The organism is Streptomyces griseus (genome assembly GCF_900460065.1).
Taxonomy (GTDB): Bacteria; Actinomycetota; Actinomycetes; order Streptomycetales; family Streptomycetaceae; genus Streptomyces; species Streptomyces griseus.
Map to the genome: position 1 here is coordinate 119,610 of NZ_UAVD01000009.1, position 16,945 is coordinate 136,554.

Below are 16,945 nucleotides of genomic sequence, written 5' to 3' on the forward strand. Positions count from 1 at the left end.
ATGGCGAACGAAGCGAAGCTCCGCGAGTACCTCAAGAAGGCGATCGCCGACACCCGCCAGGCCCAGCACGAGTTGCAGGAGGTGCAGGGTGCGGCGAGCGAGCCGATCGCGGTCATCGGCATGGCGTGCAGGTTCCCCGGGGGTGTGACGGACCCGGAGGGCCTCTGGCGGCTGGTGGCCGATGGCCGGGACGGCATGACGGACTTCCCGGTCAACCGCGGCTGGGACAACGAGGGCATCTACGATCCGAACCCGGAGGCGGTCGGCACGACCTATGTGCGCACGGGCGGGTTCCTGCACGACGCCGACGCGTTCGACCCCGAGTTCTTCGGGATCTCGCCCCGCGAGGCGACGGCGATGGATCCGCAGCACCGGCTGCTGCTGGAGACGGCATGGGAGACGCTGGAGGACGCGGGCATCGCCCCGCAGTCGTTGCACGGCAGCAAGACCGGCGTCTACACGGGCGTGATGTACCACGACTACTCCTCACGGGTCAGCGAGGTGCCGGCGGCGCTGGAGGGCCTGATCGGCCCGGGCAACGCGGGGTCGATCGCGTCCGGTCGCATCTCCTACACGCTGGGCCTGGAGGGTCCGGCCGTGACGATCGACACGGCGTGCTCCTCGTCGCTGGTGGCGACGCACCTGGCGGTGCAGGCGCTGCGTACGGGTGAGGTGTCCTACGCGCTGAGCGGCGGCATCGCGGTCATGGCGACGCCGGAGACGTTCGTGGAGTTCAGCCGGCAGCGGGGGCTCGCGGCCGACGGGCGCTGCAAGGCGTTCTCCGGCGACGCGGACGGCACCATCTGGGGCGAAGGGGTCGGGCTGCTGATGCTGGAGCGGCTGTCGGACGCGGTGCGCAACGGGCACACCGTCCACGCGGTCATCCGGGGTTCGGCGGTCAACCAGGACGGGGCGTCCAACGGACTGACCGCGCCCAACGGGCCGTCACAGGAGCGGGTCATCCAGTCGGCGCTGAAGAACGCGCGCCTGTCGGTGTCCGATGTGGACGTGGTGGAAGCGCACGGCACCGGCACCACCCTCGGCGACCCGATCGAGGCCCAGGCCCTCCTCGCCACCTACGGCCAGGGCCGACCCGCCAACCGCCCCCTGCACCTCGGCTCCCTCAAGTCCAACATCGGCCACACCCAAGCGGCAGCCGGCGTCGGCGGCATCATCAAAATGATCATGGCCATGCGCCACGGCACCCTGCCCCGAACCCTCCACGTCTCCCAGCCCACCCCCCACGTCGACTGGACCACCGGAGCAGTCACCCTGCTCACCGAAAACCAGCCCTGGCCGGACACCGACCGACCCCGCCGCGCCGCCGTCTCCTCCTTCGGCATCTCCGGCACCAACGCCCACCTCATCCTCGAACAACCCACCCCCACCCCGGCCACCCCGGCCACCACCGAACCCACCCCCTACCCCGTCTCCGCCAAGACCCCCCAAGCCCTCCAGGCCCAGATCACCGCCCTCCAGCACCACCTCACCGAACACCCCGAACTGGCCCCCGCCGACATCGCCCACACCCTCAACCACCGCACCCAGTTCGACCACCGAGCCCTCCTCCTCGGCACCGAGGAACTCACCCGGGGGGCCGTCGGCACCGGCCGACTCGCCTACCTCTTCACCGGCCAGGGTGCACAGCACTCGGGTATGGGCCGCGAGCTGTACGAGACCTACCCGGTGTTCCGGGAGGCGCTGGACGCCGCGCTCACCGCACTCGGCATCCAGGACGAGTTCTTCACCGGCGACCTCGACCGCACCCGCCTCACCCAACCCGCACTCTTCGCCCTGGAAACCGCCCTCTACCGCCTGTACGAGTCCTGGGGCATCACGCCGGACCACCTCGTCGGCCACTCCATCGGCGAAATCACCGCCGCCCACGTCGCCGGCATCCTCACCCTCCCCGACGCAGCCCGCCTCGTCACCGCCCGCGCCACCCTCATGGACGCCCTCCCCCACACCGGCACCATGACCGCCATCGAAGCCACCGAAGAAGAAATCACCCCCCACCTCGACGACACGGTCGGCATCGCCGCCGTCAACGGCCCCCGCTCCATCGTCATCTCCGGCGACACCGACGCCACCCAAAGAATCACCGAGCACTTCCGCACCCAGGGACGCCGCACCAAAGCACTCACCGTCAGCCACGCCTTCCACTCGCACCACATGGAACCGATGCTCGACGACTTCCGCACCGTGGCCCGTACCCTCACCTACACCCCACCACGGATCCCCATCGTCTCGACCGTGGCCGTCGACAGCGACCTGACCGACCCCGACTACTGGGTCACCCAGATCCGTGAGGCCGTCCGCTTCCACCACGCCGTGGTGGAACTGGCGAACCACGGCACCACCACCTTCATCGAACTCGGCCCCGACGGCGTCCTCACCGCACAGGCCCAGCAATCCGCCGAGGGCACCTTCACCGCCGCACTGCGCCGGGGACGCGACGAGACCACCACCGCCCTCACCGCACTCGGCGCCGCCTACGTCCACGGCCGCACCCTCACCACACCCCACGGCGCACAGCTCAGCGACCTCCCCGGCTACGCCTTCCAGCGACAGAGCTACTGGATGGAGGCCCCCCGGAGCGCCCAGAACGCCGCGGCGCTCGGCCAGACCTCGGTGGAGCATCCGCTGCTGTCCAGCCTGATCCACGCGGTGGACAGCGAAACGACCCTGTTCACCGGGCAGATCTCACGGAGCTCGCACCCGTGGCTCGCCGATCACACGGTGATGGGCAACGTGATCGTGCCCGGCACCGCGCTCATCGAGCTGGCGATCCACGCCGGGGACCGGGCCGGGTTCGACACCGTCGACGAGATGCTGATCGCGGCGCCGCTGTTCCTCACCGACGAGGCCGTGCAGCTCCAGGTGGCGCTCAAGGACAACACGGTCTCCATCCACTCGCGTTCGGGCGACCGCGCGTGGGATCTGCACGCCACGGCGACGCTCAGCACCACCGCGGCGTCCGCCGAGACCCTCGCGTGGCCGCCCCAGGGGCAGCCCGTGCCGATCGAGGACGTGTACCCCGCGCTGGAGCGCATCGGGCTCGGCTACGGGCCCGCGTTCCAGGGGCTGACCGCCGCCTGGCGGTCCGGCGACGCGCTGTTCGTCGAGATCGCGCTGCCGGAGGCGGTGCACGACGCGGCCTTCGGTATCCACCCGGCGCTCCTCGACTCGGCGCTGCACGCGTACGCGCACCAGCACGCCGTCGACGGCGGCATCAGCCTGCCGTTCTCCTGGAACGGCGTACGGCTGCACGCCTCGGGTGCCACGGCGCTCCGCGCCCGGATCACCCCGGCCGGCGAGGGCGGGCTCGCCCTGCACGCCGTGGACCACGCCGGTCAGCCGGTCGTCTCGGTCGCGCAGCTCGCGACCCGGCCGGTCAGCGCCGATCAGCTCCAGATGCGCACGTCGTCCGCCGAACAGCTGCTCGTGCCGAGCTGGCAGCCCCTCACCCTGCCGGTCGACGCGCCCGAGGCGCCCCACCAGGTGCTGTCCGTGCCCCGCGGCGGGGAGCTGCACGAGGTCACCGAGTACGTGCTGACCGCGTTGCGGGAATGGCTGGCGCTCGACACCGATGACGTTCTCGTGGTCCACACGCACGACGCGGTGGACACCGGCACGCCGGACCTGGCCGCGGCGGCGGTGTGGGGTCTGGTGAGGTCGGCCCAGACGGAGAACCCCGGGCGGATCGTGCTGCTCGACGGTGGCTTCGACGCCACCGTGATCGGCGGTGCCGTCGCCGTCGAGGAGAACCAACTGCTCGTGCGCGGCGACGAGGTCAGGGCCGCCCGGCTGATCCGGCCCGACACGGACGCGCTGCTGCCCGTGCCGGACGGCCCCTGGCAACTGGTGTCGACGGGGGCGGGCACGCTGGAGACGCTGGCCATCACCGCGGACGAGCGGGTGTCCCGGCCGCTGCTCCCGGGTGAGGTGCGACTGGAGGTCCGTGCGTCCGGCGTCAACTTCCGTGACGTGCTGATCGCGCTGGGCATGTACCCGCACGACCCGCTGCCGCCGCTCGGCGGTGAGGTCGCGGGCATCGTGATCGAGGTCGCGCCGGACGTCACCACGATGGCCGTGGGCGACCGGGTGTTCGGTCTCGCGGAGGGGACGTTCTCGCGGCAGGCCGTCGGGGACCACCGGGCGCTGCACGCGATGCCGGGCTGCTGGACGTTCACCCAGGCGGCGACCGCTCCGATCGTCTGGATGACCGCGCTGCTGGGTCTCAAGAACATCGCCGGACTGTCGGCGGGCGAGAAGGTCCTCATCCACGCCGGTACCGGCGGCGTCGGCATGGCGGCGATCCAGCTGGCCCGCCACTACGGCGCGGAGGTGTACGCGACGGCCAGCCTGCCGAAGTGGGACGTGCTGCGGTCGCTGGGCGTCGACGACCGTCACATCGCCGACTCCCGCACGCTGGACTTCGAGGAGCACATCCTCCGTGAGACCGGCGGCAGCGGTGTCGACGTGGTGCTGGACTCGCTCGCGGGCGACTTCGTGGACGCCTCGCTGCGGCTGCTGCCGCGCGGCGGCCGCTTCCTGGAGATCGGCAAGACCGACATCCGGGACGCCGACGAGGTGGCGCTGCGGCACACCGGCGTCGCGTACACCGCCTACGACCTCAACGCCAGCGACCCGGACACCCTCCAGGCGCTGCTCGCCGAGCTGTACGACCTGTTCGAGCGGCAGGTGCTCACCGCGCTGCCGGTGCGGGCCTGGCCGGTGCCCCAGGCGCCCGCCGTCTTCCGGTACATGGGGCAGGCCAAGCACACCGGCAAGATCGCCCTCACCGTCGACCGGCCGCTCGACCCCGAGGGCACGGTGCTCATCACCGGTGGTACCGGCACGCTCGGCGCGATCCTCGCGAAGCACCTGGTGGAGCGGCACGGCGTCCGCCGGCTGCTGCTGACCAGTCGGCGCGGGCACGCCCCGGAGCTGGCGGCGGAGCTCACCGGGCTGGGCGCCGAGGTGACGGTCGCGGCGTGCGACGCCAGTGACCGGGAGGCGCTCGCCGCGCTCCTGGCGGGGGTGGAGAACCTCACGGGCGTCGTGCACACGGCGGGTGTGCTGGACGATGCGATGGTCACCAACCTGACGCCCGAGCAGCTGCACGTGGTGCTGCGCAACAAGGCGGACGCCGCGTGGCACCTGCACGAGCTGACCCGGGACCGCGACCTCGCCGCGTTCGTCCTGTACTCCTCGATGGCCGGTACGTTGGGTGGTCCCGGCCAGGGCAACTACGCCGCCGCCAACGCCTACCTCGACGCCCTCGCGCACCACCGCCGTGAGCGGGGGCTGCCCGCGGTGTCCATGGCGTGGGGCCTGTGGGAGGACGCGAGCGCGATGAGCGCGCACCTCACGGCGACCGACCTGGCCCGGATGGCCCGCGAGGGCTTCCCCGCGATCAGCGCCGCGCAGGGCGTCGAGATGTTCGACGCCGCTCTCACGCTCGGCCAGGCCGCGGTGCTCACCGCGCCGATCACCCTGTCGTCGCTGCGCGGTGAGGTGGCGCCGGTGCTGCGGGCCCTCGTCCGTACGCCGTCGCGGCGGACCGCGAGCGCCCGGACCGCGGACACCGACGCCCTGGCGAGTGCGCTGGCCGCCCGCGACGAGGCCGGCCGGCTGGAACTGCTGCTCGGCATCGTGCGGGAGCACGTCGCGTACACGCTCGGCCACAGCGGCGGCGACGCGGTCGACCCCGAGACTCCCTTCAAGGAGATCGGTTTCGACTCGCTCACCGCCGTGGAGCTGCGCAACCGCCTGAGTGCGGCGACCGGGGTCCGGCTGCCCGCGACGATCATCTTCGACCACCCGACGGCCGCCGCCATGGCAGCGTTCCTGCGGTCGAAGCTCACCGGCGGGGCCAGTGCCGCCGCACCGGTCGTGCGCGCGGTCGTGACCGACGACGAGCCGATCGCCATCGTCTCCATGGCCTGCCGCCTCCCCGGCGACGTGCGCACGCCGGAGGACCTGTGGCGGCTCGTCGCGGACGAGCGGGACGCGATCACCGGGTTCCCGACGAACCGGGGGTGGGACCTCGACGGTCTCCACGACCCCGAGCGCACCCGGTCTCGTACCTCCTACATCAGCGCCGGCGGGTTCCTGCACGATGCCGACCGCTTCGACGCCGCGTTCTTCGGCATCTCGCCCAAGGAAGCGCTGGCGATGGACCCGCAGCAGCGCGTGCTGATGGAGACGTCGTGGGAGCTGTTCGAGAACGCGGGCATCAACCCGAAGGCGCTGCGCGGCAGCAGGACCGCCACGTACGTCGGGCTGCTCGGTCAGGACTACGCGCCCCGCGGGCCGCAGGCGTTCGACGAGGTGGAGGGCCATGTGATGACGGGCATCTCCAACGCCGTCGCCTCCGGCCGCATCGCCTACGCGTACGGGTTCGAGGGGCCGGCGCTGACGGTCGACACCTCGTGCTCCTCCTCGCTGATGGCCACGCACATCGCGCTGCGGGCGCTGCGGTCCGGTGAGTGCGACCTGGCGTTGGCCGGCGGTGTCACGGTGATCGCGCAGCCCGACATCTTCACCGAGTTCAGCCGTCAGGGCGGTCTCGCGCGGGACGGCCGGGTGAAGTCGTTCGGCGCCGGCGCGGACGGCACCAGCTTCGCCGAGGGCGCGGGTCTGCTGCTGCTGGAGCGGCTGTCGGACGCGGTGCGCAACGGGCACACCGTCCACGCCGTCATCCGCGGCTCCGCGGTGAACTCCGACGGGGCCTCCAACGGGCTCACCGCCCCCAACGGCCCTGCCCAGGAACGGGTGATCCAGGAGGCGCTCGCCTCCGGCGGCCTCGTCCCCGCCGACGTGGACGCCCTGGAGGCGCACGGCACGGGAACCGTGCTCGGCGACCCGATCGAGGCGCAGGCCGTCCTCGCCACGTACGGGCAGAACCGCACGTCTCCGCTGCTGATGGGATCGCTCAAGTCGAACCTGGGGCACACGCAGGGCGCGGCCGGCGTCGCCGGAGTCATCAAGATGGTGATGGCGATGAAGCACGACCTGCTGCCGCGCACCCTGAACGTCGACGAACCGACGCCCGAGGTCGACTGGTCGACGGGCTCGGTGGCGCTTCTGGCGGAGGCCCGTCCGTGGCCGGCCGGGGACCGGCCGCGCAGGGCGGGCATCTCGTCCTTCGGCATCTCCGGCACGAACGCGCACCTGATCATCGAGGAGCCTCCGGCGCACGCGCCGGACTCTCCCGGCCCGTCGGATTCCGTCGGCTCCCCCGTGGAGGAGTCGTCCGCGGCGCAGCCGGGGCCGGTGCCGTACCTGGTGTCGGCGCGGACGCCCGAGGCCCTCACGGCGCAGGTCGCCCGGCTGGAGCGGCATCTGGCCGACCACCCCGAGCTGGCCGCGTCCGATGTCGCCCACACCCTTGCCGGGCGTGCGCGGTTCGACCACCGGGCGCTGCTGCTCGGTACGGAGGTGCTGGCGAGCGGTGCGGTCGGGAGCGGCGGTCTGGCGTTCCTGTTCACCGGCCAGGGATCACAGCGCACCGGCATGGGCCGCGAGCTCTACGAGACCTACCCGGTGTTCCGGGAGGCACTGGACGCCGCGCTCACCGCGCTCGGCATCCAGGACGAGTTCTTCACCGGCGACCTCGACCGCACCCGCCTCACCCAACCCGCACTCTTCGCCCTCGAAACGGCCCTCTACCGCCTCTACGAATCCTGGGGCATCACGCCGGACCACCTGGTCGGCCACTCCATCGGCGAAATCACCGCCGCCCACGTCGCCGGCATCCTCACTCTCCCCGACGCCGCCCGCCTCGTCACCGCCCGCGCCACCCTCATGGACGCCCTCCCCCACACCGGCACCATGACCGCCATCGAAGCCACCGAAGAGGAAATCACCCCCCACATCACCGACGGCGTGAGCATCGCCGCCGTCAACGGCCCCACCTCCGTCGTCATCTCCGGCGACACCGACGCCACCGAAAGGATCACCGAGCACTTCCGCACCCAGGGCCGCCGCACCAAAGCACTCACCGTCAGCCACGCGTTCCACTCGCACCACATGGAACCGATGCTCGACGACTTCCGCACCACAGCGGAGCAACTGACCTACGGGGAACCCACCATCCCGATCGTCCCCACCGCCGCCACCCACCTCGCCATGACCGACCCCGAGTACTGGGTCACCCAGATCCGTGAGGCCGTCCGCTTCCACCACGCCGTGACGGCTCTCCCGGAGGGCACGGTCTTCATCGAGCTCGGGCCCGACCCCGTACTCAGCGCCGCCGCACAGCAGTTCGTGAAGGGGTCGTTCGCCGCGACGCTCCGTACCGGCCAGTCCGAGGTCACCGGCGTGCTCACGGCGCTCGGGACGGCCTATGTGCACGGCGGGTCTCCGGTGCTCCCCGCGGGCAACACCGTGGAGCTGCCGAACTACGCCTTCCAGCAGCAGAGTTACTGGCTGACCGACCTCGGCGGCCCGGTCGACGCCGCCGGGCTCGGGCTCCTGCCGGGCGGGCACCCGCTGCTCGGCGGTGAGATACGGCAGGCGGACAGCGACACGGTCCTGTTCACCGGCCGTGTGACCGACGTCGAGCACGGCGCGGCGACCCTGCTCGATCTCGCCCTGCACGCGGCGGACGGCGGGCTGGCGGAGCTGACCGTCGAGTCGCCCCTGCCGTCCGGCGAGGCCCTGCTGCTCCAGGTCGCCGTCGACGGCACGCGCCTCACGATCCACTCCCGTGCGGACGACACGCCGTGGCAGCGCCACGCCACCGGCACGCTCGCCACGGTGGAATCCGACACGCCGGGCCTGACCTGGCCGCCGAACGCCGTCGAGGCCGACGCCCCCGCGGACGGCGTCACGCAGGCGTGGCGCGACGGCGACACCTTCTACGCCGAGGCCGCCAAGGACGCGACGGAGCACGGCATCGACCCGGGGCTGCTCACCGCCGTGCTCCAGCGGGGCGGCGTGCCGGTGCAGCCCGTGCACTGGCGCAACGTACGGCTGCACCGTGCGGGGGCGACGACCCTGCGCGTCCGATTCGACGGCGGTCTCCTCGCGACGGACGAGGACGGCGTGCCGGTGCTCACCGCCGAACAGGTCACCACGGCACCGGTCAGCGCCGCGCAGCACGCGCTGTTCGACCTCACCTGGGTGCCGTCCGCGAAGTCCGGGATGACCGGGTTCGACGTACTGGAGGTACCGCGGTTCGGCGAACTGGACGGGGTGCTCACCACGGTGCTGCACGCCCTGCGGTCCGAGCGTTCCGGGCCGCTCGTGGTCCACACGCACGACGCCGTCCACACCGAGGACCCCGACCCCGTCGCGGCGGCCGTCTGGGGTCTGGTGCGCACCGCACAGCACGAGGAGCCCGGGCGGTTCGTCCTGGTCGACGGGGAAACGGTGCCCGCGGCCCTGCCCGACGACGAGCCGCAGGTCGTCGTGCGCGGCCACGAGACCCTGGTGGCCCGGCTGGCCCGCATCACCGCGTCCGCGCCCGCCCCCGACTGGCACGGCACGGTTCTCGCCACCGGGGACGCGCCCTTCGTCCGCCACCTGCCCGTCAAGGACGTCGTCACCTGGACCGGCGACGACCCGGAGGAACTGCGGCAGGTGCTCGACGCCCACGACGTCACGGCCGTCGTGCACGTGCCGGAGCCCGGCGCCGAGGAGCTGGTCGCGCAGCTCACGCCCGAGCGCCTGGTCAAAACCGTGCGTGCTGCGGCCGACCTGGCCCGGCACCTGCACCGGCTCACCGAGGGCCGTGAACTGGTGGCGTTCGTCCTCAGCTCCTCGATGGCCGGCACCGTCGGGCGCACCGGTCGGGGCGCCGACGCCGCGACCGCCGCGTACCTGGAGGCGCTGGCCCGGCACCGCAACGCCGCCGGTCTGCCCGCGATCGCCGTCGCCTGGGGGCCGGAGCGGAGCCAGGAGCTGTTCGACGCCGCCGTGACGGCCGGGCGGCCGGCGGTGGTGGCGAACGTGCTCGACCCGTCCGCGATCCGGGCGGCCGGCCCGGTGCCCGCCGTGCTGCGCGGGCTGGTGAAGCCGCTGCCGCAGCGCGGCCGGACGCTCGCCGCCCGGCTCGTCGGGCTGGACGAAGCGGCCCGGGGCGCCGTGGTGCTGGAGGTGCTGCGGGAGGCGATCGCCGAGGTGCTCGGGCACGACGACCCGAAGGAGATCGAGGCGGAGTACCCGTTCTCCGACCTCGGGTTCACGTCGATGACCGCGGTCGAGCTGCGCAACCAGCTGTTCACCGCCACCGGCCTCGATCTCTCCACGACGCTCGTGTTCGACCACCCGACCCCGGCCGCGCTCGCCGAGGTCCTGCTCGAACGGCTCGGCCCGGAGAACCGGGCGCACCAGGCGGTCCAGTCCGATCTGGACCGGCTGGAGGCCAGCCTCGCCGCCGCCTCGGCCACGACGTCGCCGCACGCCGCCGCGGTCGCCAACCGGTTGCGGGCGATGCTCGCGAAGTGGACCGAGGACCCGGACGAGAACACCGACGGCGAGGACGAGAACTTCGCGTCCGCGTCGGCCGAGGACATCTTCGACTTCATCGACAACCAGCTCGGACGCTCCACCAACTGACGCCTGTCGCGACGCACGAAGGGAAACGTGATCACCGTGTCCGATGAGAAGAAGGCCGTGGAGTACCTGAAGTGGGTGACGGCCGACCTGAAGAAGAGCAGACAGCGCGTCGACGAACTGGAGTCCGCGAAGCACGAGCCCATCGCGATCGTCGGCCTGGCCGCGCGGTTCCCCGGCGGCGTCACCAGCGCCGACGAGCTGTGGGACCTCGTCGCGAACGGGCGGGACGCCATCACCGAGTTCCCCTCCGACCGCGGCTGGGACGTGGCGGGCACGTACGACCCGGATCCGGGCAGGCCCGGCAAGACCTACACCAAGCACGGCGGGTTCATCGGCTCCGCACCGCGGTTCGACGCCGAGTTCTTCCGGATCAACCAGCGCGAGGCCCTCGCGATGGACCCGCAGCAGCGGCTGCTGCTGGAGGTCGCGTACGAGGCGGTCGAGAACGCCCGGATCGACCCGGCGTCCCTCAAGGGCCGTCAGGTCGGTGTGTTCGCCGGCCTCGCGGGCCAGTCCTACCTCCACCGTGCCCACTTCACGAGCGAGGAGCTGGCCGGGTACGTCATCACCGGCATGGTCGGCAGCATCGCCTCCGGCCGGATCGCCTACTCGCTGGGGCTCGAGGGACCCGCCGTCACCATCGACACGGCCTGCTCGTCGTCGCTGGTCGCCACGCACAGCGCCGTGCAGTCGCTGCGCAACGACGAGTGCGAGTTCGCGCTGGCGGGCGGCTCGACCGTGATCGGTTCGATCGAGAGCTGGGTGGAGTTCAGCCGCCAGGGCAACCTCTCGGCCGACGGCCGGTGCCGGACGTTCGACGCAGGCGCCGGGGGGACGAGCTGGAGCGAGGGCGTCGGCATGGTCGTGCTGGAGCGGCTCTCCGACGCCCGCCGCAAGGGGCACACGATCCACGCGGTCATCCGGGGCAGTGCGGTGAACTCCGACGGCGCGTCCAACGGACTCACCGCGCCCAACGGCCCGGCCCAGGAACGGGTCATCCAGCAGGCGCTCGCCGACGCCCGGCTGACGACGTCGGACGTGGACCTCGTGGAGGCGCACGGCACGGCCACCACGCTGGGCGACCCGATCGAGGCGCAGGCGCTGCTGGCGACGTACGGGCAGAACCGGCCGGCCGACCGGCCGATCTGGCTGGGGTCGCTGAAGTCCAACATCGGCCACACGCAGGCCGCCGCGGGCGTCGGCGGCATCATCAAGACGGTGATGGCGCTGCGCCACGGGGTCATGCCGCGGACGCTGCACGTTCAGGAGCCCACCCCGCACGTCGACTGGACGGCGGGCAACGCCCGGCTGCTCACCGAGGCCCGGCCCTGGCCCGAGGTGGACCGGCCGCGCCGGGCCGCCGTCTCCGCGTTCGGCCTCAGCGGCACCAACGCGCACCTGGTGCTGGAACAGGCGCCCGACGGCTTCGCCCCGGAACTCCCGGCGTCCGGCGTGCCGGAGGGGGGCCTCGCGGACAGCGGGTCCGTGCCGCTGCCCGTCAGCGCCAAGAGCGCCGAGGCGCTGGAGGAGCAGACGGCCCGGCTCGTCGAACACCTCGGGCGGCGTCCGGACCTGCGCCCGGCGGACGTCGGCTTCTCCCTGGCCACGACCCGTACGCAGTTCCCGCACCGGGCGGTGCTGCTGGGCGGCACCGTGACGGCCAGGGGCGTCGCGGGCATGGGCGGGCTCGCCCTGATGTTCACCGGGCAGGGTGCGCAGCGGTTCGGCATGGGGCGTGAGCTGTACGCGGCGCAACCCGTGTTCGCCGCGGCGCTCGACGCCGCGATCGAGGCCGTCGACGGCGCGCTCGGCGACCGGGTTCCGGTGTCGCTGCGCACCGTCTTCTTCGCCCCGGAGGGCACACCCGAGGCGGGGCTGCTCGACCGGACGCTGTACACCCAGACGTCGCTGTTCTGCCTGGAGACCGCGCTGTTCCGGCTGTTCGAGCACTGGGGGGTCACCCCCGACCACCTGGTGGGGCACTCGATCGGGGAGCTGGCCGCCGCACACGTCGCCGGCGTGTTCGGACTCGGTGACGCCGCCCGGCTCGTCGCCGCCCGTGCGCGGCTCATGAACGAGCTGCCGCGCGGCGGCACGATGATCGCCGTCGAGGCGGACGAGGACGAGGTCACGGCCCTGCTGCCCGCCGACGGGAGCGTGAGCATCGCCGCGGTCAACGGCCCCGCCTCCGTGGTGGTGTCCGGTGACCACGACGCGACCACGGAGGTGGCGTCGACGATCGCCGCGCGGGGCCGCCGTACCAAGGCGCTGGTGGTGAGCCACGCGTTCCACTCGCACCGCATGGACCCGATGCTGGACGACTTCCGCGCCGTGGCCCGCACGCTGAGCTATCAGCCGCCGTCGATCCCGATCGTCTCCACGCTCACCGGCAAGCTCGCCGACGCCGAGACGATCTCCACGCCCGAGTACTGGGTCAAGCAGGTGCGCCGGGCGGTCCGGTTCCACCACGCGGTGACGCACCTGGACGAGCTGGGCACGACGACGTTCATCGAACTCGGCCCGGACGGGGTGCTGACCGCTCAGGCCCGGCAGTCGCCGGCCGGGCACGCGTTCGCCCCCGCGCTGCGTTCGGGCAACGGCGAGGTCACCACCGTGCTCACCGCGCTCGCCACGGCGTACGTCAACGGCCACCCGGCCGACTGGGCGGCGGTCTTCGGCGACGGCGCCCGGCCGGTCGACCTGCCGACCTACGCGTTCCAGCGCAAACGCTTCTGGCTCGACCCCGGCAGCGCGATGACCGACGTCGCCGGTGCGGGCGTGCACGCCGCCGAGCACCCGCTGCTCGGGGCAACCGTCCACACCGAGGACGACTCGGTCATGTTCACCGCGCGGCTGACCCGCACGACCCTGCCGTGGCTCGCCGAGTTCACGGTGGCGGGCAGGACCGTGCTGCCGAGCTCCGCGCTGCTGGAGCTCGCGATCCACACGGGCGACGAGGTCGACTGCAACCAGCTGCGGCAGCTGACCGTGCACAGCCAGGTCGAGCTCCCCGAGCACGCTCCCGTACAGCTCCAGGTGTGCGCCGGGGCCGCGGAGAGCGACAGCAGCCGCACGGTGGTGATCCGGTCCCGCCCGGACGGTTCCGAGGGGGCGTGGACCCTGCACGCGACCGGCGTGCTCACCAGCACCGCGCTGGCCGCCGCGCCGCCGGCGGACGCCGAGTGGCCGCCGGCGGGCGCCGTCGCCGTGACAGCCGAGGAGGTCGATGCCGCGCTGGACGGCCTCGGGCTCGGCTACGGCCCCGCTTTCCTGGGCGTCGAAGGGCTGTGGCGCGACGGAGCCGCGCTGTACGCGACGGTACGGCTGCCGGAGTCGGTGCCGGGCGACGGCTTCGCCATCCACCCGGCGCTGCTCGTCTCCGCCCTGCGCCCGTACGTCGCCGCCACGTCGGGTCTGCCGTCGGAGTGGTCCGGCGTGCACCTGCACGCGGTCGGCGCGAGCGCGCTGAACGTCCGGCTGACGCCGGACGGTGACGGGGGTACGTCGCTCCTCGCCACGGACGCCGCGGGACAGCCGGTGCTGACCGTCGACTCGCTGCGCACCCGGCCGTTCCTCCTCCAGGGGGAGGACACCGAGGTCCGCGAGGCACTGCTGGGCGTCGAGTGGGCGCCGGTCAACCTGCCGTCGCCCGTGGAGGGGCGGTGGGCCTTCGTCGAGGACGAACTCCCCTACGACGCGGAGACGCTGCTGTTCGAGCCGGTGCGGGAGGGTGACGGTCCGGTCGCCGTGACACACGACGCGGCAGGCCGGACGCTCGACCTGCTCCAGCGCTGGCTGCTGCTGGGTGAGGACGTCAAGCTGGTCGTCCTCACCCGCGGCGCCGTGCACACCGATGCCGTGGACCCTGCGGCGACGGCGGTGTGGGGCCTGGTGCGGTCCGCGCAGAACGAGTACCCGGGCCGCATCGTGCTGGTGGACACCGACACCCCGGCGCGCGACAGCCTGCCGGCGGTGCTGGCCGCCGCGGCCAGTGACAACGAACCGCAGATAGCGGTCAGGGACGGCCGGGCGTTCGTACCGAGGCTCGTGCGGACCCCTGCCTCGACGGTCCGCGCCCCCCGCCTCGGCGGCGAGGGCACCGTACTGATCACCGGTGGCACCGGCGCCCTGGGCAAGGTCGTCGCCCGGCACCTGGTGACCGCGCGGGGCGTCAAGCACCTGCTGTTGGTGAGCAGGAGCGGTCGGGCGCCCGAGCTGGTCGCGGAGTTGTCCGCGCTCGGCGCCGAGGTGCGCGTCGAGGCGTGCGACACCACCGACCGGGACGCGCTGGAAGCGCTGCTGGGCGGCCTGGAGCACCCGCTGAAGGCCGTCGTGCACACCGCCGGCATCACCGAGGACGGCATGATCGCGACCATGACCGCCGAGCAGCTGCACGCGGTGCTGCGGCCGAAGGTCGACGCGGCCTGGCATCTGCACGAGCTGACCAAGGACCTCGACCTCGACGCGTTCGTGCTGTTCTCGTCGATGGCGGCCACGGTCGGCGGACCCGGCCAGGGCAACTACGCCGCGGCGAACTGCTTCCTCGACGGCCTCGCACAGCACCGTGCCGGGCTCGGGCTGCCCGCCGTCTCGATCGAATGGGGTCTGTGGGAGGAGGCCAGTGCCGTCTCCGCCCACCTCACCCCGGTGATCCTGAGCCGGATGGCCCGGGAGGGCATGCGGCAGATCCCCACACCGCTCGGTACGGCGATCCTGGACACGGCGCTGTCGCTGGGCCGGTCGCTGGTGATCGGCCAGCCCTTCGACGCGACACTGGCCCGCGAGCACGCCGCGCACGCGAACGTCCCGGCGCTGATGCGCAAGGTGCTCCGTACCCAGAACCGCCGCACGGCCGCGGCCCGGCAGTCCTCGGGCGGTGCGCTCCTGGACCGGCTGGCCGGACTGCCCGCCGACGAGCAGCGCGAAGTGGTGCTGCGCGTCGTCCTCGACACGACGTCGACGGTGCTCGGCCACGACACCACCGGTTCGGTGACCGCCGGCCAGAACTTCGGCGACCTCGGGTTCGACTCGCTGACCGCCGTGGACCTGCGGGGAGGCCTGCTCGCCGAGACGGGTGTGCAGCTGCCCGTGTCCCTCGTCTTCGACCACCCCACGCCCGACGACCTCACCGACCGGCTGCTCTCCGAACTGCTGGGCGCACCGGGCGGCGGCAGGGTCGTGGACTTCGCGGCCGAGGTGCGGCTGGCCGACGACATCCGGGCCGCGGACACCGTGCACAGGACGGACGATCCGCGGCAGGTGCTGCTGACCGGCGCCACCGGCTTCATCGGCTCGTTCGTGCTGCGCGACCTGCTGCGTACCACCTCCGCCACCGTGCACTGCCTGGTGCGGGCCGCCGACGAGGAGGCGGCGTACGCCAAGATCCGTGCCGCTTCCGCGTACTACCGGACGGGCATCGAACTGGACCGGGTGCGCGTGGTCCTGGGCGACCTCGGTGCGCCGGGGCTGGGGCTCGACGCGGCGACGGCGGACCGGCTGGCCCGCGAGGCCGACGTGGTGTTCCACATCGGCGCCCATGTCAACTGGCTCTATCCGTACGCGAAGCTGAAGGCGGCCAACGTCACCGCGACGGAGGAGATCCTGCGGATCGCGGCGAAGCACCGCACGGTGCCGGTGCACTACATCTCGTCCACCGGTGTCTACGCGAACCTGCCGGAGGAGGGTGTACGCCTCTCCGAGGACGCGCCGATCGGTCCGCCGGAGCAGCTCCTCAGCGGCTACCGGCAGTCGAAGTGGGTGTGCGAGGAGATCATCGGCATCGCCCGCGAGCGCGGTGTCCCGGTGTCGTCGTACCGGGTCGACGTGGTGACGGGCGATCAGGTCAACGGCGCCTGCCAGACACAGGACTTCGTCTGGCTGAGTATCCGCGGCATCGTGGAGGCGCAGGCCGTGCCGGACAGTCTGGAGAGCCACTTCCACCCGACGCCCGCCGACTACGTCAGCGGCGCGATGCTCCAACTGGCGTGGCGGCTCACCGGCACCGGTGACACCTACAACCTCTCGAACCCGGAGCGGTTGACGTTCGGGGAGATCATCGACGCGCTGCGGGCCCGGGGCCACCGCATCGACGACCTGGACCTCACGGCGTGGACCCGCAAGGTCCGCTCGGACCGGTCCAACGCGATGCAGCCGCTGCTCGACCAGTTCGTGGGGCTCGTGGGGCTGCCGGGCGGCACCTACCCGAGCATCGACTGCTCCAAGGCCGATGCCGCGCTGGCGGACACCTCGGTCGTCTGCCCGCCCGTGCGGAGCGACCTGCTGGAGACCTACCTGGACTTCTTCACCGAAGTCGGTTACCTGCCCGCCCCGTGAGGTGACGCGCCGAGGGGCCACCGGTGTTCCGGTGGCCCCTCGG

2 protein-coding genes are annotated in these 16,945 nt (G+C 72.6%); both read left to right on the forward strand.

The features are described from left to right. Entirely contained in the window at nucleotides 1-10,569 is a 10,569-nt protein-coding gene (locus DTB53_RS05400) for a type I polyketide synthase (RefSeq protein ID WP_012381892.1), read from the forward strand. Nucleotides 10,570-10,596: 27 nt separating this feature from the next. Continuing rightward, entirely contained in the window at nucleotides 10,597-16,902 is a 6,306-nt protein-coding gene (locus tag DTB53_RS05405; protein ID WP_012381891.1) for a type I polyketide synthase, read from the forward strand. Nucleotides 16,903-16,945 lie beyond the last annotated feature (43 nt).